General features: G+C 39.1%; 14 protein-coding genes. 4 read left to right on the top strand and 10 right to left on the bottom strand.

What is annotated here, in order from left to right:
* Window positions 1-247: 247 nt before the first annotated feature.
* The 10 genes from H4J61_RS08825 to H4J61_RS08780 form a co-directional block, all read right to left on the bottom strand.
* On the bottom strand, window positions 248-3,526 hold the full coding sequence (locus H4J61_RS08825; RefSeq protein WP_182184776.1) for a PKD domain-containing protein: 3,279 nt from the start codon (window positions 3,524-3,526) through the stop codon (window positions 248-250).
* A gap of 1,179 nt (window positions 3,527-4,705) precedes the next feature.
* Window positions 4,706-5,254 carry a YcgN family cysteine cluster protein gene (locus H4J61_RS08820; protein ID WP_310650049.1) on the bottom strand — a complete coding sequence of 183 codons (549 nt, stop codon included), beginning with the start codon at window positions 5,252-5,254 and terminating at the stop codon, window positions 4,706-4,708.
* A gap of 75 nt (window positions 5,255-5,329) precedes the next feature.
* Window positions 5,330-6,397, bottom strand: coding sequence for a lytic transglycosylase domain-containing protein (locus H4J61_RS08815; protein WP_182184775.1), 1,068 nt, complete (start codon window positions 6,395-6,397; stop codon window positions 5,330-5,332).
* The gene (locus H4J61_RS08810; protein ID WP_182184774.1) at window positions 6,397-6,696 is read right to left on the bottom strand and encodes a YcgL domain-containing protein; all 300 of its coding nucleotides are present in this window, start codon (window positions 6,694-6,696) and stop codon (window positions 6,397-6,399) included. The genes H4J61_RS08815 and H4J61_RS08810 overlap by 1 nt, the downstream gene beginning before the upstream one ends.
* 177 nt (window positions 6,697-6,873) lie before the next feature.
* Window positions 6,874-8,025 (bottom strand): ribonuclease D, encoded by a 1,152-nt coding sequence (rnd, locus tag H4J61_RS08805; protein WP_310650048.1) that lies wholly within the window; start codon window positions 8,023-8,025, stop codon window positions 6,874-6,876.
* Window positions 8,026-8,405: 380 nt separating this feature from the next.
* Window positions 8,406-9,266, bottom strand: a complete 861-nt coding sequence (gene rluB, locus H4J61_RS08800) for a 23S rRNA pseudouridine(2605) synthase RluB (protein ID WP_182136367.1) — start codon at window positions 9,264-9,266, stop codon at window positions 8,406-8,408.
* A 145-nt stretch (window positions 9,267-9,411) separates the two neighbouring features.
* Window positions 9,412-9,975, bottom strand: coding sequence for an SMC-Scp complex subunit ScpB (scpB, locus tag H4J61_RS08795; RefSeq protein ID WP_182184773.1), 564 nt, complete (start codon window positions 9,973-9,975; stop codon window positions 9,412-9,414).
* Between the two features lie 98 nt (window positions 9,976-10,073).
* Window positions 10,074-10,946, bottom strand: a complete 873-nt coding sequence (locus tag H4J61_RS08790; protein WP_182184772.1) for a ScpA family protein — start codon at window positions 10,944-10,946, stop codon at window positions 10,074-10,076.
* Window positions 10,947-11,044: 98 nt separating this feature from the next.
* A complete protein-coding gene (locus H4J61_RS08785) occupies window positions 11,045-11,665 on the bottom strand; it encodes an L-threonylcarbamoyladenylate synthase (protein ID WP_182136364.1) in 621 nt (206 codons plus the stop codon).
* A 154-nt stretch (window positions 11,666-11,819) separates the two neighbouring features.
* A complete protein-coding gene (locus H4J61_RS08780; RefSeq protein ID WP_220460844.1) occupies window positions 11,820-12,710 on the bottom strand; it encodes an RNase RNM in 891 nt (296 codons plus the stop codon).
* Between the two features lie 363 nt (window positions 12,711-13,073).
* Between H4J61_RS08780 and H4J61_RS08775 the strand changes: the two genes are divergently transcribed.
* Genes H4J61_RS08775 through trpCF form a run of 4 tightly spaced genes read left to right on the top strand, consistent with a single transcriptional unit; the run spans window position 13,074 to window position 18,007 of the window.
* Complete coding sequence (locus H4J61_RS08775; protein ID WP_182184771.1) at window positions 13,074-14,825, top strand: anthranilate synthase component 1; 1,752 nt, start codon at window positions 13,074-13,076, stop codon at window positions 14,823-14,825.
* Window positions 14,822-15,532, top strand: a complete 711-nt coding sequence (locus H4J61_RS08770) for an aminodeoxychorismate/anthranilate synthase component II (RefSeq protein WP_182184770.1) — start codon at window positions 14,822-14,824, stop codon at window positions 15,530-15,532. Before H4J61_RS08775 ends, H4J61_RS08770 begins: the two co-directional genes overlap by 4 nt.
* Window positions 15,533-15,581: 49 nt before the next feature.
* A complete protein-coding gene (trpD, locus tag H4J61_RS08765) occupies window positions 15,582-16,619 on the top strand; it encodes an anthranilate phosphoribosyltransferase (protein WP_182184821.1) in 1,038 nt (345 codons plus the stop codon).
* Window positions 16,619-18,007, top strand: a complete 1,389-nt coding sequence (gene trpCF, locus H4J61_RS08760) for a bifunctional indole-3-glycerol-phosphate synthase TrpC/phosphoribosylanthranilate isomerase TrpF (RefSeq protein ID WP_182184769.1) — start codon at window positions 16,619-16,621, stop codon at window positions 18,005-18,007. The genes trpD and trpCF overlap by 1 nt, the downstream gene beginning before the upstream one ends.
* Window position 18,008 lies beyond the last annotated feature (1 nt).

Genomic DNA, 18,008 nt, shown 5'->3' with positions numbered 1-18,008 from the left:
TTTGTGCGCAAAACGGAAGGTAGGAGTGCAGATCTTAAATATTCCACTTCTCGCTATAAGTGGACGTCATTAGTATTGGAATTAAAGGTAACCTCTCGTTATTTTTAACAAAAATATATTAAAATAGAGCTATTACCCTCGATTCATGCATTAAACTCATTTAGGTTCCAGGGGAATTAAAATTATAAACTAATAGACGTTTTCATTAACATAAACGTCTATTAGTTTGCTTTCATTTAATGGTTATTTACTGGCAAATTCCTGGTTTAGTTAGATTGTTCGTGGTTTCTAACGTAGCAATACAAGAACTATTACTACATAGCTCCAGCGTCACATCACCAAGGGATCCATCGTTGAACTGATTATCTACCCCAGATAAAGCATAACCCTGGCTAGCACTTGAAAGCTTCAATGCGTATTCGTCGTCAAACACTATATCGTTATCGAGCGTAACGCCCCACCAGGTACAAGCATCAGCTCCATTATCTATTTGCGCTTTCAAGTAACCTTGCTTATACCCATCAGTGTAGTCGTGGTACTTATTGACGATTTCAGCTGTTACTTTTACGGGTTGAGCAATAGCTGAATTCACCGCGGCGTCGCTATTAGCAACACCCGGCCCACAATCAGCACATTCTCGGTTAAAATTACCTGAGCTATTTTTAATATGTTGTTGAGCGAGGGCTGTAGGAAACCCTTCTAAGTTTTGTTTAATTAAAGCTAGTACTGAAGCAACGATGGGCCCTGAGAAACTCGTTCCGTCCCATAAACTGATGGTTTCTTCAAAGGCGGTGTCTCCAATAATAATATCTAAAACAGGTACTTCAACACCGACAGCACTTGCGTCAATGATGCCATTGATGTCGTAATTACTAAAATCAGCTCGGTTACCATTAATATCATTGGCGCCAACAGCAACAATGCCACGGCAATTGGCAGGCGCATTGGCAACTTTATCGCTATCGTTGCCTGACGAGGCAACGACAATAACGCCTTTTGCCAACGCATAGTCAATGGCTGTTTGGTACTCACTATTACACTCGCCGCCACTCCCTAAAGAAAGGTTGATAACATCAACCGGTGAGCTAATGTCTTGCACACCTTCAAAGCTATAGCCAGCAGCCCAACGTATCCCATTAGCCGCATCATTACTACTACCAAATCGACCATTTTCAAAAACGCGAATAGGTACTATTTCTACGTTTGCTAAAACGCCAGCAATGCCGTAATTATTGTTGCTAATTGCGCCGATAACTGATGATACTGCCATGCCATGAAAGGCATAATCACCCGCTTGAGCTTCTTCAAAAGTCACAAATGGTTCATTATCCATTTCAATCGCATCAAAACCTTCAACAAAGTTAATTTCATCCGTAGGAATAAAGTTACCATCAATAACGGCAATACGAGAGGTGCGAGTTTCAGTGAAAGTATCCTTTAACTTCAACAGGCTTTGCGCGCCTTTATAGACAGGTTGATTTTTCATCCATAATTGGTCTTTAAAGTAGGGATCATTAAATATTGGATCTACGCTGCTTTGCGCCATCACTGAACTTTTATTTACATTAATTGGTGGTGTAATTTTTTTCTCTGAACGAAAGCCAAGTGGATAAACTAATCGCTCTTGCATTGCGTCATTTGCTAAACCAAGTTTTAATTTATCTTCTTTAGCGCGGTCACGCAGTTGCATCGCCATTTCACGGGTTACAGCGCTACTGGTTTGTGATGCATCATTTACATTCAGCCAATACTTCATATCAACCACGGCTTGCAAATATTCATAGCCGGCATTAAACGTCCAAACATCATCTACGTAAGCTCCGATAGCCGTATCACCTATTAGGTTTGAATAGCTATTGTCGCTGAGTAACTTCTTACTATTGTATTCAGGTGGCGCTGGAAAATTACTTTTGCCATAAAGTTCAATAAATTCGGCAGTTTGCCAATAAAAATAATCAAACTCATAGAAGTTAGGATCAACATTATTTAGTTTGACGGCTAAGTCAGTGACTTCGCTAGGTAAGTAGTTTACTAGATTATTAATAGCTCTTTCAGCTTGATTGAACTCATATGGCGCTGAAGGTGCATAAGTTATCGCAACCTGCTCTTCGTATTCATCTACGGTGATTAGTTGATTGTTTTGTGCATAATCAAGCGTGAACATTTTTAGATGGTAATAATCTTGCGAATGTTTGAATTCGTTTTTAGCTCTTTCAAAAGCCACTTTTAAATTGTCATAAGGTGTTGTACTTTTGACTAAGCGAATACCATGGGTATTACCTCTTCCTCTTGACCCTAGCTCAGACCGTGTATTCGCTACAATATAAAAAACAAAACCTTCATCGGGGGTTTGTGCGTCGCTTGCAACTATAATTGTAATCTTATTATTTTCATAAGATGCGGTTAGCATACCCTCAATAGGGTCGAAATTGCTGTCCGTTATTTCTAGTGGTAATTCTATTTTACTGCCATCGCCAATGACTGTTACTTCAACCGTTTGCCCTGACATTAGTATTTGAGGACCATCAAATGATAGTATCTCAGCTGGCGTATCTTCAAGTTTTTTCAGGGTAAAGGTTACGCTGGCAGTTTGCCCTATAGTATCGGTAACTGAGACAACACAATCTTCTTCATAATTAGGTTTTGAATCCATCGTTCTAAACCTAATTTGATTGTAGTTTATATTGATATCAAAGCTTTCATTTGGATCTCTATCACATTCTAAGGTTAAACTGTTGTATAGGTCATCTTCTGTCATTAAATCATCTATAGCTGTAAAACTTATTGTTTCTCTACTCGATTGCTCTACTTCTACAAGGATTTTATCTGCTGACAACTCTGGTATTGAATCTGTAAAAACAGTAATATTTACGGAATCAAATGCTTCTCCACCATCGTTGTCAATAACGGTTAATTGAAAGATTAACGTTTCGTCTGCGGTGAGATTGCTTGGGATAAAAGAAGCTGAAGCGGTATCACTATTCTCTAGGGTAATGCTCGTGCCACCCGTTTGAATCCAGTTGGATTGTGCGATGCTTCCGTCTGTATCGCTTCCAATACCGCTAAGCATTATTACATCATTTTTATAAACACTTTGGTCTTCACCTGCGTCAACTGATGGCAATATATTGACATTATTAACATTAATCGTAATGGTATCGGTCTCAGTTGCACCTTCATTATCGGTTACCGTTAGTGTAAAAGTAAATACTTCGTTATTGGTAACTTCCGGTGTTATAAACGAAGTGCTAGCTGAGTCACTAGTGCTCAATATTACGTCTGTTCCACTGCTTTGTGTCCAGATATAGCTAGCAATAGTTCCGTCTGAGTCAGAGCCTGCACCTAATAAGGATACCTCAGTATTTTCATTTACTATTTGGTTCGCACCAGCATTTGCTGATGGTGACTGATTCTTTACTGGTTCAGGTGTAGAAGGGGTTGACGATGAACCACCTCCTCCGCCACAGGCTGTGATTATTAGTGCTAAAACAAAAGGTGAAATGCTCTTTAAAGATAGATGGTTCAAATTAACTACTCCTTGATGTTAATTTTTTGAATTTAAAATAAACATATGAATCAATAAAAAATGATAGAGTTTGAAATTAAAGCTCAACGACAGTACAACTCTCACTATTTGGTGACTTTTTTACCTGCCAAGTAATTCAATCACTTTTATTAATTTCATATATTTCATATATTTCATATATTTAAAGATAGAATACTACTTTATTAACGTTAATATATCTACCTAATTAGCGATATATAAATATACATATAAAGTCCTCTTACGTATCTAAGTTATCATTAGATTAGTTAATTTTAATTGAAGAATAGATTAGCTTCGTGGCATCAGTTAGCGTTCTGATAGGGGTTACCACCGGCAGCATGAGGTTGCAGCAGTCATAGAGATTATTCTCGTTCTACAATTGTATTTTATTTTTTGATCATGATATAAGTCTAAAAATCAATTTTTGGAATGGCTGCTATGCCAATGATAATCAAGTTAACTTTCGACCTGCTTAAGTCAAATCAAGGGTGTACAGTCGACTTTTACCTATATAAAAAATTTCAAAATTTTTCTTCCGCTCTTGCGCACCACAAAGTCAGGTTCCAACTTTATTTGGAATGTTTTTGATACTTTTTTATTAAATAAGACTTACTGCCAAATTTTTCTATCTTTATTTAGCTTCTACAACAGCGGGTAACCTAGTGTTCATTGATTTTTTTGTCGGCCGGACTTTAGTCCGTCAACCGTTAAGCTGGCAATAAACTTGATGAGCAAAAAATATCTACAGCAAGTAGTATTTTTTTCTTCGGTATTTAAACCAAAAAAAGGTCAAATTTCATTTAACCTGATGGACTAAAGTCCAACCTACATCATGCCTGAGTGTGATCATGCGCGTTGAATTTTTTGGTGATCTTTTGTAGGTCGGACTTTAGTCCGTCAACCGTTAAGCGGGTGGTTAACGTCATGGGATCACAGCTATCTGCAGCAAGTATTATTTTTGTCTTCGGCGTTTAAACCAAAAAAAGGGCAAATTTCATTTAACCTGATGAACTAAAGTGCAACCTACATCATGCCTGAGTGTGATCATGACGCGTTGAATTTTTTTGTGATCTTTTGTAGGTCTAACTTTAGTCCGTCAACTGTTTAGCTGGCTATTAACCTAATCAGCAAAATATAAATAGCCAGGTATGATCCGATTTAATCTATATCGTGTAGCGGCCATAGAACAATGTAGTCTTCAAAATCTTCTAATTGAACGTCGTTATCTTTAACAATTTTGCCACGAACTGACATGCCCGCCTGATGCATAGCTGATTTTTTACCATTATGTAACAGCGGGTGCCATGACGGCATGCCTCTGCCCTCTTTTAAACGACGGTAAGTACAACTTGTTGGCATAAAGAATACATCATCTAAGTTATCTTGGGTTAACTGCACACAATCTGGCACAAGCTCAGTACGTTGCTCGTACTTAGAACATTGACAACTTTTATCATTAAGTAAATGACAAGCAATGCTCGAGTAACTCATTTGCTCGCTTTCAGTAATATGCGTTGTCGGCATCAGATCCATTTCGTCTGTGGTGCTTTCATCGTCAATAAATTTATGTAAACAGCACTTAGCACAACCATCACATAATGACTCCCATTCGGGTCTGCTCATTTCATCTAATGATTTGGTTTCCCAAAAACGTTCGACCGGCATTTTTTTTGATTTTATTATCGAACGGTTACTTTTTTTACTCATAGGGCTAATTATCGCTGTTTATTACTTTCTATTATTTTTAATGCGTACTCTTTACTACTTTATTTTTAATACTTTTTATTGAATAGGTGGATATTTAATCTGATCTGATAAATGTCCAACTGAACTAACAAAGTAGTAAGATAAATTCCAATGCATCAAGCTTTTATAGTTGTTATAAGCCAAATAAGCTCGGCCTTTTTCGTCATCAGGAAAAACTAAGGCGGCTTTAATATCGACGACAGGTAAGTTAGTACCGTCGCTGCGTCGAATGCCTAAAGCTTGCCACTGTGCCAAGGTTTTTTCACTTTTAGCCCAAGCTTTTAGCCAGTTTTTGCGACCGCCAGTATTTTTAGGAATAGCTAACGAGTTATCAAAACCACTGGGTAGTTTAACTTGGCGGCCCCAAGTAAGTTGATCACTCCAGCCTTGTTTTTTCAAATAATTTGCCATTGAAGCAAAGACATCAGCTTGGTTAGCCCAAATATCTTTTTTGCCATCGCCATCACCATCAACGGCATAGCCGACAAAAGAAGTGGGTATAAACTGATTTTGCCCCATAGCACCGGCCCAAGAGCCTTTCATATTGGCGCTATCAATATGGCCCTCTTTTAATATTTGTAACGCGGCCCAAAGCTGCTTTTTAAAGAAAACTTCGCGGCGTCCTTCATAGGCTAAAGTTGATAACGCAGAAATAACATTATAGTTACCCATTATTTTGCCAAAGTTAGTTTCTAGCCCCCAAAGTGCGACGATAAAACGCGGTTGCACACCGTATTCTGCCGCTACTTTTTTTAGCAGCACTTCGTGTTCTTTATATTTTGCTCTAGCACGCTTTATTTTCCAATCGGGTAAGCGTTTTGGCAAATAAGTATCAAGTGTTTCAACCGTTTCAGGCTGATTGCGATCGGCTTTTACCGCACGTTGATGAAACACAACATTAGTAAAAGCTTCATCGATTAATGCTTGCTCAAAGCCCTTAGCTAGCGCCTCTTGCTTGAGCTTAACAATATATTGCTCAAAGCTGACTTTAGTCTCTGAGATTGTCGGTGCTTTGTCAGCAGCAAAGCTAGTTTGTGAACATAAGGCTAAACAAAGTGAAAGTAATAATATTTTCACTGATTTTATCGCGTTGATAGAGCGCATTATGATTCACCTCCTTGACTATCATCACTACCTTGCATATTAACTTTGTGCGCTTTTAACATATCTTCTTCCTGAGGCGTTAGTTGCAAGTAATAACCTTGTTTGGCTAAACTTACTTTTACTTTATCAAGGTCAGAAAATCCCAGCTTCACTTTTGTTGCAAGGTTAAGCACAGTAACCATCACGGGCTTACCAAACATTTTCATTAAGGCTTCAGGCACATCAGAAAAATCATCTCGTTTATTAATAAAGAGATAGGTTTGTACTTTTTTGGAACTTTTATAAACACTACACAGCATAATGGAGACCTATGATTAAAAATGGGTTATGAAAGCTTGCTAACTTGACTTTATCTTAGCAAACTTTGAGTAAAGTTATCATCACAAGACGACAGCATCTTTACTTGTTATATGATGTTTTACTCAGCGTAATTCAAGCAGCAGTTAAGCGCAATTTATGCCTAACTGATACTTAAGTTATTGAAAGTCATTCTCAACAAATGCGAGCAATTTATCACCTAACAAGGGCTTACGCCAACCGCGCATAATATCCACCATGTTGGGATTGTTCTCTGCATCATTGAGCTTAAAATGCCAAGAAAGAAATTGATTTATTTGTTTTTTAGACGCTAAGTTCTCTGTCAATAAGTTGGTTTGTGTACTTAATTCGTTAATATAATTTTTAACTTTTTTAAAGTTCTGTTTATATCCAGGATATTCGTCAAGACGAGTTATTTGCTTAGGTAATTTAATATCTTGTGCTTCAGCTACACGTTTTAATACCGTCAGCATAGCATTACCTTTATGGCGAATATCAAGTAATTCAACACCTTCAATGCTCGACATAGCACCGACATTACTGGGGTTAATTTGCGCTAAGGCCAATAAAGTATGATCTTTGGCAATAAAGCCAATGGGCCGATCTTTTAGTTTAGCTTGTTGATAACGCCAAATGGTTAATTGCTGCAGTCGATAAAGTTGCGGTGGGTTTAAACGCCAAGCCATTTTAACATTGAGATACAACTGGCTTTCATCAATAGCTTTAAACTTACGTTCAACCATGACATCACTTTCTTCTTTTACTGCCGCCAGCCAACCCGACTGTTCAATATCTGCCATTAATCTAGGCAGAATATCAAACAAGTGTTCAACATCAGCCGCCGCGTAACTCAGTTGCTTTTGTGTTAGCGGCCTTTTCATCCAATCGGCTCTAGATTCAGACTTGTCCACTTCTATACCCGTGTAATGCGCGATCATAGCGGCATAGCCCATGGATATGCCATGACCTAAAAATGACATGATAATTTGGCTGTCAATTAAGTTTAAAGGCTGACAATTACCTGCGGTAAGAAAAACTTCAAGATCTTCAGAGCAGGCATGCAGCACTTTTTGCACATTCGGATTTTCAAGTAATTGCCAAAAAGGTGATAAGTCTGGTAAAGCGACTGGGTCAATTAAGGCTAAGGTTTTACCGTCGTTTATTTGAATCAGCCCTAATTTTGGATAGAGCGTTCGTGTACGCACAAACTCAGTATCGATAGCCAGTACACTTGCTTGGGAATAGCGTTGACAAATTAGATGTAATTGCTCAGAGTCTTCGACATAAATTCTTTCAAGAGTTGCTTGCACGTAATATCCTATATAAACCAAATACTAAGAAAATCGCTTGTTGTTACATTGAAACGTTAACAGCGGGTAATGGGAAGTTGCATTATACCAATTTGACTCATTAAGTTTGACTCATTAAATCATCAGCTGACTCATCAGGAAAAATGGATAAATACGAGGCCTAAAATTTAGTCAGTAGCTTTTCATTTTAACCATTAAAAATAAGCAGATAATTAATCAACTTGGTCTTTAGCGTACCATAGCCTATTTTCTAATTGTTTTCTAACGATTGCTAAGATGATATTTAATAGCTCAGCACAAATAAAAATGACAAGTTCGAGAGTTAATTGAACTTGTCATTTTTTTCAGCACTAACTTTCAGCACTAACATAATACAATTTTTAACGTTTACGTCTAGTGGCTTGTTTACTGCGGTGTTGATGTTTTTTCACTGAGCGACGAATTCTGCGACTTTTCGCGTTATCCATGGCTTTTTCGTCAACCTTAACTTTACTTTGTATTTCAGGCGCTAAATCAACCAGTGTTCTGTAGTAGTTAACATCTTTTAAGTTTAATTCTGTCCAACCACCTAAAGGTAACTGACGCTTCATTTCCATGTCACCGTAGCGAACACGGATCAAGCGACTTACTTGTACATCTTGGCTTTCCCACAAACGACGAACTTCACGGTTACGTCCTTCAGACAGCACAACATGGAACCAATGGTTACGACCTTCACCACCTCGGTAAGTGATTTTTTGAAACTTCGCCGTGCCATCTTCTAGTTTAACGCCATGGCGCAAGGTTTGTAACATAGCTTCATTAACGTCACCAAATATACGCACGGCATATTCACGTTCAACCTGTTTTGAAGGATGCATTAAACGATTGGCAAGCTCACCATCAGTGGTAAAAAGTAACATGCCTGAGGTGTTAATATCCAAACGACCTACCGCAACCCAACGACTACCATCTAACTTAGGTAAACGGTCAAATACTGTTGGGCGACCTTCGGGATCTTTGCGGGTACACATTTCACCTTCTGGCTTGTTGTACATCAGTACCCGGCAAAAGTCTTCTTCTAATGCCTTAAGCTTAATTTGATGGCCATCAACTCGAATAAGTTCATTGCCTTCAACACGATCGCCTAAATAAGCGGTTTTACCTTCAACACTCACACGACCAGCGCTAATGTAGGTTTCCATTTCACGACGTGAACCAGCACCTGCTCGTGCTAATACTTTTTGTAATTTTTCAGACATAGGTCTTAACTCTCTTACGTCAGTAACTTCACAGATAACAGGGTATAAAACCGGCTACTATTACGTCTCTGTCTCTTTAAGTTTAGGGTAAATAACCCCGGTGTTTAGTTATTCTAATGGTGATTATAGCTAAGTGTTAAACACCTTAACTAGTAAAATCTGCCATCGGCATTAGCTCTGGCAATTGGTCGAGTGATGTTAGCGAAAAGTAATCAAGAAATTCTTGCGTACTTGCATACAATACAGGTCGACCTGGCACTTCCTTATGACCTACAGTTTTAATCCAATTTCTTTCCGTTAATGTCTTAATGATTTGACTACTAACACCAACACCGCGAATGTCTTCTATTTCACCACGAGTTATCGGTTGTTTATAAGCAATTAACGCTAATGTTTCTAAAATAGCACGTGAGTATTTCGGTGCTCTTTCTTTATATAAATGCGCTAAATCATCACTAAGCTCTGTGGGTGTTTGAAAACGATAGCCTGAGGCTACTTTATTAAGTTCAACACCACGGCCTTTATATTGGGCCTGAATGGCAATGATTATATCACGAATACGAAGATTACTAATACGATATTCAATTAAAAAATCACGTTTAAGTAATTGCACCGACAACGGCTTATCGGCAATAAATAATGCGGCTTCAACCAAGCGTTGTAGCTTGGCATCGTCGATGTCTTTGTGGCGTATTTTATCGGTTATCATTGCGGCTAATCTCGCCCTTAATTCTTTTATAAGTTCTATTATAAATTCTATTATAAATTCGGTTATAAATTTTGCTATAAGTGCTGCTGCAGGTTTTGCTAGAACTGAGCATGCCGAGGAAGACAAACGCGTATCTCACCATAAACTTGCGTTTGAACACACTCAATCAAGGACTCTTTGATGAGTTCAAGAATGGCTAGAAATGTTACCACAACACCTTGCTTACCCTCTTTCACGGTAAATAAGTCGCTAAAATTTTGATAAGCTTGCTCATTTTTAGTCTGTGTAAGCGTTGCCAAAATATCTGCCATACGCTCTCTAGTCGATAATGACTCTTTATGAATATGATGATGTTCATAAGCTTGGTTGCGTTTTATGACTCCTTGCAGGGCCGTTACTAACTCAGCTAAATCCACTTGGCTATTCAGTATTTCAGGGACAAAGTTTTCGGCTAATTCTACATTGGCAACAAAGTTATCTCGGTCAACTCGCGGTAATTCATCAAGGTTTTCAGCCGCTTTTTTGATCACTTCATATGCTTGTAATTTTCTAACCAATTCGGCTCTTGGATCACCCTCATCTTCTGTCACGGCTTGTTTGGGTAATAATAAGCGTGATTTAATTTCGGCTAAAATCGCTGCCATAAGCAAATATTCAGCGGCTAGTTCCAACTTAATATCTTTCATTAAATCGACATAAGCCATATATTGCGTGGTAATAGGGAAAATAGGTAAATCTAGAATATCAAATTTTTGTTTGCGAATTAAATACAATAAAAGATCGAGCGGCCCTTCAAACAACTCTAGAATAACTTCTAAAGCGTCAGGGGGAATAAATAAATCTTGTGGTTTTTCAATGATGGCCTCACCGCGTAACAAGGCAAAGGGTAATACTTGCTGCAACATAACACCAGACGCTGGACTATTACCTTGGGTAATCTTATTAGATAATTTATCTGTACTATCGGACATCAGTAGCTTTCAACATTAAAAATTTTTGTTTCATAGATCAGCAAGTAAAGGCTCATATTCAAAAGATCATGGCTAATCGTTAATTATGCTAAGCCGTTTTATTGAAACGGTGTTGGATCGCCTTCACCAAAACGAATAATTTCAACTTCATCATTAGAAAAATCAATCACAGTGGTTGGCTTTTCGCCTAAATGCCCACCATTCATAATCAAGTCAACTTGGTGTTCTAAAATATCGCGGATATGCTCAGGATCAAATTCTGCGGTTGCATCACCGGGCATGATCAAGGTAGTCGACATGATTGGCTCACCTAATTCAGCTAATAATGCTTGGGCAATATTATTGTCAGGTACGCGAATACCAATAGTTTTACGCTTTGGATTTAATAACCGTTTAGGGACTTCCTTGGAGCCTTTAAAAATAAAGGTATAAGGCCCCGGGGTATTATTTTTCAGCAATCGAAAAACACTGTTTTCAACACGAGTATATTCTGACAATTCTGATAAGTCGCTGCACATTAAGGTGAAATTATGATCTTTATTAATATCTCTAATATTACAGATTCGATCTAAGGCTTTTTTATCACCGATATGACAGCCTAAAGCGTAACCAGAGTCGGTTGGATACACAATGACGCCACCTTGGCGAATAATGGCAGCCGCTTGTTTCATTAAACGACCTTGCGGGTTATCAGGGTGAACATAAAAAAACTGACTCATAATGAGCTCCAACTAAATAACAGGTTTATCATGAAAGGTGGCGTTAAATTAAGTGATTAATTAAAATTAGCTATACCGCTTAATTACACTGACCTGTGAATAAAATTTCTCACGTACTTTAAAGTGATTAACTACCAACGACTAAAATAGACAATTAACTCATTGCTTGTGTTTGCCAAAGTTGCCAAATAGGTTTGGCCTGCTCAGGCATCACTAAATTTCGCCCTAAGTCACTCCAGCGACTTGGTTGATGAAAATCAGATCCCATCGAAGCATGTAAATCATATTCTGCACAATAGCTTAACATTATTTTACGCTGTTCGTTGTTCATCTGCGGTAAAACCACTTCTAAGCCATCACCTTGTGCTGCTTTAAAATCAACAATTAAGCGCCGTAACCATTTAGCGGTTAAGTCGTACCGGATCGGATGCGCCATCACAGCAACACCACCCGCAGCATGAATAACGGTTACGGCTTCTTCGATACTGCACCAATTTGGATTAACATAAGCCCGCTGACCTTTACCAATATATTTATCAAAGGCTGATTGCATTTTACTCACAATACCGCGGTGTAAAAGTACTTTAGCAAAATGTGCTCGGGTAATAGAGCCTTCACCCGCTAATGCTTTAGCTTGACTATAAACGTCGTTAAAACCGCACTTGGTTAATTTTTCGCCCATCGAAATAGCGCGCGCTTCTCGACGTTGCTGTTGTGCTGAAATTAACGTCTGCAATGCCTCGTGCTCAGTATTAATATTTAAACCAACGATATGAATTTCAAAACCCTGCCATTGCGTCGATATTTCAATGCCATCAATCAAAGTTAATGGAATATTTTTGTCTATAATAGTTTGTTTTGCACTATCAAGACCTTTAACTGTATCGTGATCTGTGATGGCTAATACGTCAATTTGAAAGTTAACTGCCCGTTCTATTAGCTCTTTTGGCGTTAATGCGCCATCAGAGCAATTAGTATGGCTGTGCAGATCAACGCGCAAGTTTGAAAAATCTTTCTCATTTGTAGAATCAGTAGTTGACATCATTACGTGAATCGGTTCTTCTATAGGGACTTAAAACTGCTTAAAACAAGTGCAAGTCGCTAATTAGGCAAGTGAATAACAACGATTTTACTGAGATAAAACAGATAATGATACAAGTAAAAAAAACTATTTCTTTGATTTGGTGGTGGCATAACTCTAGATAACTGGGTTGTGATGTTTACTTGTACGTAAAAACTTCGAAAACCCGCACCCTATTGCGGGTTTTTTGTTTTTAAATTTTGAATTAATTAACATAACAAGAGAATAACTATGTTGCGCATTAAAGGTAAACGTTGGTTCTTATGGTGGCTTCTGCCTATTTACGCTGGATGACCTTTTTTAAATAGATTATTTGTAGGAATACCCATGAGCAATACACAAGAAAGTAACACCGAAAAAACAACCGAACAAAACACTGAAACAAATACTAAAGAAATACCGTTAAAAGCGGCACACAACAATCAAGAATCTGGTGCTGTAGTTACTATTACTGATACCTTAAGTTATCAAAGTGACCCACTTGCGGTCTTTCACACGCTTTGCGCTGACAAAGAAAACACCCTGTTACTAGAGTCAGCGGAAATTGATAAAAAGCATCAATTGAAAAGTTTACTGCTCACAGATACCGCGGTTAAAATTGTTTGTAATGGTCATATAGTCAGCTTTACTGCCTTAAGTAAAAACGGCGAAAATGCGCTTACCTTTGCTAAACAAGCCTTAGCATCAGTCGCATCAATTACCGGTAACAATCAGGCTTTCACCGCAAGCTTTGCACAAGTAACTGAACAACTCGATGAACGTTCACGCCTACTGGCTGTTAACCCATTTCAAAGTTTGCGCTTGTTTAATCAACTGAAAAACATCAACAAACACCCGTTCGCCGTATTTCTGGGTGGTGCCTTTGCATTCGATATGATGGCCATAAGTGAGTCGTTGCCCGAAGTTGAGGATAGCGAAAACTCCTGTCCTGACTTTGTTTATTACCTAGCAGAAACGCTGATTATTATTGATCATGAAAAACGCTCAAGTGAAGTGATTACTAACCAATTTACCGGCACAGGTTATGAAACGGCCAAAACAGCGGCATTAGCTAGAATCAAACAAATAAAAGCCAGTTTATGTACTGATATAACAGCGACATTTGAGCTTAAATCTCCAGACATTAATTCCACAGTCAGTGCAAGTCAGGATAATACACTAAAATGTGACATCGACGATGACGCTTTTTGCCAGATAGTGGATGACTTAAAAGAGAACATTTTAGCCGGTGATATTTTTCAGGTAGTTCCCTCTCGCACCTTTAGCCTAACTTGCTCAAATAACCTTAATGCTTATAAAGCCTTAAAACAGAGTAATCCAAGTCCTTACATGTTTTATTTGCAAGATAGTGAGTTTTGTATTTTTGGTGCTTCTCCAGAGTCAGCGCTTAAATATCAACAGAGTAACAGACAAGTTGAAATTTATCCTATTGCCGGTACCCGTCCACGGGGGTTTAATCCTGATGGCAGCTTATCACCCGACTTGGATAGCCGTATCGAATTAGACTTACGATTAGACAAAAAAGAATTAGCCGAGCACATTATGTTGGTTGATTTAGCCCGTAATGACATTGCACGCGTTAGCCAACCTGGCACTCGTCACGTAGCTGAATTATTAAAGGTTGATCGGTATTCCCATGTCATGCATTTGGTTTCTCGTGTCTGCGGTACGTTAGAAGATGAATTAGACGCGCTGCATGCTTATCAAGCTTGTATGAATATGGGCACCTTATCAGGCGCACCAAAAGTAAAAGCAACCTCATTGATACGTGAAGTTGAAGGCAAGCGCCGTGGTAGTTATGGCGGAGCCGTGGGTTATTTAACGGGTGAAGGTGATATGGATACCTGCATTGTTATTCGCTCAGCATTTGTAAAAAATAAGCGCGCACAAATTCAAGCCGGTGCCGGCGTAGTTTTTGATTCTGATCCGCAATCAGAAACCAACGAAACCCGACAAAAAGCGCAAGCGGTGATTAGCGCGATTAAAGAGGCAGAAGGTAAAGTATTGATAATTTCTCATCAAAAAAGACCTGCAACGATAGTAAATAGCGAAACATTACAGCCGGAGGTTAAATCATGAAATCATCTGACGTTGTAACAGACGCTCTGCCAGAGTCTCTTCCAGAGATAGTCATGTTAGATAATCTTGACTCGTTCACCTATAACCTAGTGGATGAATTTCGTTGTTTGGGCTATCAGCACACTATTTATCGCAATACCTTAAGTGCTGACTTTATTTTTAAAAAGCTGCAAGAGAAACAGCAAAGCAACAGCGCAGGTGTTATTCTTGTACTGTCACCTGGGCCTGGCGACCCAACACATGCCGGTTGTTTAATGGCGTTACTAACACTTTGCGCGGGAACATTCCCTATACTGGGTATTTGCTTGGGACATCAGGCATTAATTCAATATTATGGTGGCGTTATAGCGCGCGCACCTGAAGTCGTGCATGGTAAATCATCAAACATCATCCACAACCAATTAGGCGCTTTCAACAATATTGCTAGCCCTTTACCTGTGGCGCGTTATCATTCGCTGGTTGCGAGTGTTATGCCTAAACAATTAACTATGACCGCACAGGTTAGTTTACTGCACAACAATGAAGAAGTTATTTTACCTATGGCCATTGAACATAGCACGGATGCCGCCATTGGCTTTCAGTTTCATCCTGAATCGATACTCACCACATTTGGCACCAACTTATTAGCACAAAGCCTACGTCATTTATCAGCTTTAGCGAATAAAAACCTTTATAAAGCACAGGGGAATACTCATGAAAACCACTGAACTTAGTAGCACAGCTTTACAAAATGCTCAGGCAGTAAGTAACGATGACATGACTCATAGTGCACTTAATACCTTAGTTGACGGTCATTCATTAACGCAACAGCAAAGCCAAAATGTATTTGAACAGGTGATCAACGGCCATGTTGCCCCTGAACGATTAGCCGCGATACTGACTGCATTAAAAATAAAAGGTGAAACACCGGCTGAAATTGCTGGTGCTGCTATCGCTATTCGAGCAAATGCTACCGCTTTTCCAAGCCAAACCAACAGCGTTGCTGATTGTGTGGGTACAGGCGGTGACGGTGCAAATACCATTAACATCTCCACCACAGCAGCTATTTTAGCAGCGGCTTGTGGTTTGAAAATGGCTAAACATGGTAATCGAAGTGTTTCGAGTATGTCGGGCTCTGCTGATTTACTAGAAGCCTTAGGTGTTAACTTAACCATGTCACCTGAAGTGGCTAGTCAATGTTTGGCACAAGCCAATATCTGCTTTTTATATGCACCGGCTTACCATAGTGGCTTTAAACATGCCGCTCCTGTTCGTAAAGCCATGGCGATTAGAACACTGTTTAATATTTTAGGCCCATTAGTCAACCCTGCAAAACCGGATGTTATGTTACTCGGCGTTTATATCCCTGAGTTAATTAACCCGATAGCTCAAGCCTTATTACTCACAGGTGTTAAGCGCGCATGGGTAGTGCACGGTAGCGGCTTAGATGAAATAGCCTTACACGGAAAAACAAAGGTTACTGAGATCAATCATGGTGAGTTAGTTGAAAAAGAAATCTCACCCACAGACTTTGGTCTGAAAAATTATACCTTGGCTGATATTAAAGGTGGAACACCACAAGAAAATGCCGATATTATTCAAGCCATATTGGCCGGTAAAGGCCAAGAAGCTCACAATAGTGCAGTGGTCATTAACTGCGCGGCGCTACTTTATTTACATCGTGAGCAATTAAATGGTCAGGCAGATACCTTATTATTAGCGTCGCAACATGCTGAGCAAGTGTTGGCCTCTGGCGCCGCAACAAAAACCTTAGCAGATTTAGTTCGACTATCAAATTCCGGAGCAGCAGCATAATGAGTAACATTCTTGAGCAAATCGTCGCTAATCGACGTATTGAGATAGCACAACTAAAACAAGACCTGCCTTTAGCCAGCTTTATTGATGACTTAACGCCATCAAAAAAAGACATGTATCAGGCATTAACACGCACAGCAGAGAAACCGTACGCAGGCTTTATTTTAGAATGTAAAAAAGCTTCTCCGTCAAAAGGAATAATTAGAGCAGATTTTAATGCTGGGGAAATTGGCGTTATTTATGATAAGTATGCCGCCGCGATTTCAGTACTGACCGAACATAAATATTTTCAAGGCGACTTTAGTTATCTGAAAACAGTCAGTGACTTGGTGAGCTGCCCAGTACTGAATAAAGATTTTTTCTTCGACACCTACCAAGTTTATTTGGCAAGACACTATGGTGCTGACGCCATATTGTTGATGTTAAGCGTACTCAATGATGAAGAATATAATGAACTAGCCGCGGTTGCTCGGTCATTAAATTTAGCCATTTTAACAGAAGTGTCTGATGAAGAAGAATGTCAGCGCGCCATTACCTTAAACGCAAAACTTATTGGTATTAATAATCGTAATTTACGTGATCTTTCTACCGATATTTCACGTACCTTTGACTTAGCACCCACACTACCGGATGATCGCATCGTTATTTCTGAGTCGGGCATTTATCACAACGCACAAGTAAGAGAACTTGCGCCTGCCGTTGATGGCTTTTTAGTCGGTAGCTCTGTCATGGCTGAAGACGATATTGACCTAGCTTGTCGACAATTGATATTTGGTCACAATAAAGTCTGCGGCTTAACCCGCGCAGAGCATGCAAGTTTTGCTATTGATGCGGGGGCAGAATTTGGTGGCCTTATCTTTGCTGAAAAATCACCTCGATGTATCGATAAAGCTCAAGCAAAAGCCATTATTAACCAAAACCCAAGCATGAAGTATGTTGGCGTTTTTGTTAATCATCCTCAGGAAAAGGTGCTTGAATTAGCGCATGACTTACAACTTAGTGCTGTGCAGTTACATGGCCAAGAAAGCCAAGAATACATTGATAACTTGCGGGAAAAACTGGCCAGTAATTGTCAAATATTTAAAGCATTAGCTGTTGAGCAAACGGTACCAACACTAGCAAAAAATGTTGACCATATTGTGCTTGACGGTAAAAGTGCCGGTAGTGGAGAAACTTTTAATTGGCAAGCGTTAACGAATAGTGAGCAAGACTTATCAACTTGCTTTTTAGCCGGTGGATTAGCACTCGATAATATCACTCAAGCTTGTCAGCAAATGACCAATCAAGAATTATTTGGCTTAGATATCAACTCAGGTGTTGAATCAAGCCCGGGCATTAAATGTCGCGATAAACTTCAACAAGTTTTCGCCAAAATACGGAATTATTAAC

The organism is Colwellia sp. MB3u-4 (assembly GCF_014077065.1).
Taxonomy (GTDB): Bacteria; Pseudomonadota; Gammaproteobacteria; order Enterobacterales; family Alteromonadaceae; genus Cognaticolwellia.
Note: the sequence above shows the minus strand (reverse complement) of the source record. Positions and strands in the feature narration are given on the sequence as shown.

What these genes read in the sequence shown, in the direction of transcription:
- H4J61_RS08820 (WP_310650049.1), bottom strand. Translation starts at nt 5,254, where the DNA reads ATGAGTAAAAAAAGTAACCGTTCGATAATAAAATCAAAAAAAATGCCG.
- H4J61_RS08815 (WP_182184775.1), bottom strand. Translation starts at nt 6,397, where the DNA reads ATGCGCTCTATCAACGCGATAAAATCAGTGAAAATATTATTACTTTCA.
- H4J61_RS08810 (WP_182184774.1), bottom strand. Translation starts at nt 6,696, where the DNA reads ATGCTGTGTAGTGTTTATAAAAGTTCCAAAAAAGTACAAACCTATCTC.
- rluB (WP_182136367.1), bottom strand. Translation starts at nt 9,266, where the DNA reads ATGTCTGAAAAATTACAAAAAGTATTAGCACGAGCAGGTGCTGGTTCA.
- scpB (WP_182184773.1), bottom strand. Translation starts at nt 9,975, where the DNA reads ATGATAACCGATAAAATACGCCACAAAGACATCGACGATGCCAAGCTA.
- H4J61_RS08790 (WP_182184772.1), bottom strand. Translation starts at nt 10,946, where the DNA reads ATGTCCGATAGTACAGATAAATTATCTAATAAGATTACCCAAGGTAAT.
- H4J61_RS08785 (WP_182136364.1), bottom strand. Translation starts at nt 11,665, where the DNA reads ATGAGTCAGTTTTTTTATGTTCACCCTGATAACCCGCAAGGTCGTTTA.
- H4J61_RS08780 (WP_220460844.1), bottom strand. Translation starts at nt 12,710, where the DNA reads ATGATGTCAACTACTGATTCTACAAATGAGAAAGATTTTTCAAACTTG.
- H4J61_RS08775 (WP_182184771.1), top strand. Translation starts at nt 13,074, where the DNA reads ATGAGCAATACACAAGAAAGTAACACCGAAAAAACAACCGAACAAAAC.
- H4J61_RS08770 (WP_182184770.1), top strand. Translation starts at nt 14,822, where the DNA reads ATGAAATCATCTGACGTTGTAACAGACGCTCTGCCAGAGTCTCTTCCA.
- trpD (WP_182184821.1), top strand. Translation starts at nt 15,582, where the DNA reads ATGACTCATAGTGCACTTAATACCTTAGTTGACGGTCATTCATTAACG.
- trpCF (WP_182184769.1), top strand. Translation starts at nt 16,619, where the DNA reads ATGAGTAACATTCTTGAGCAAATCGTCGCTAATCGACGTATTGAGATA.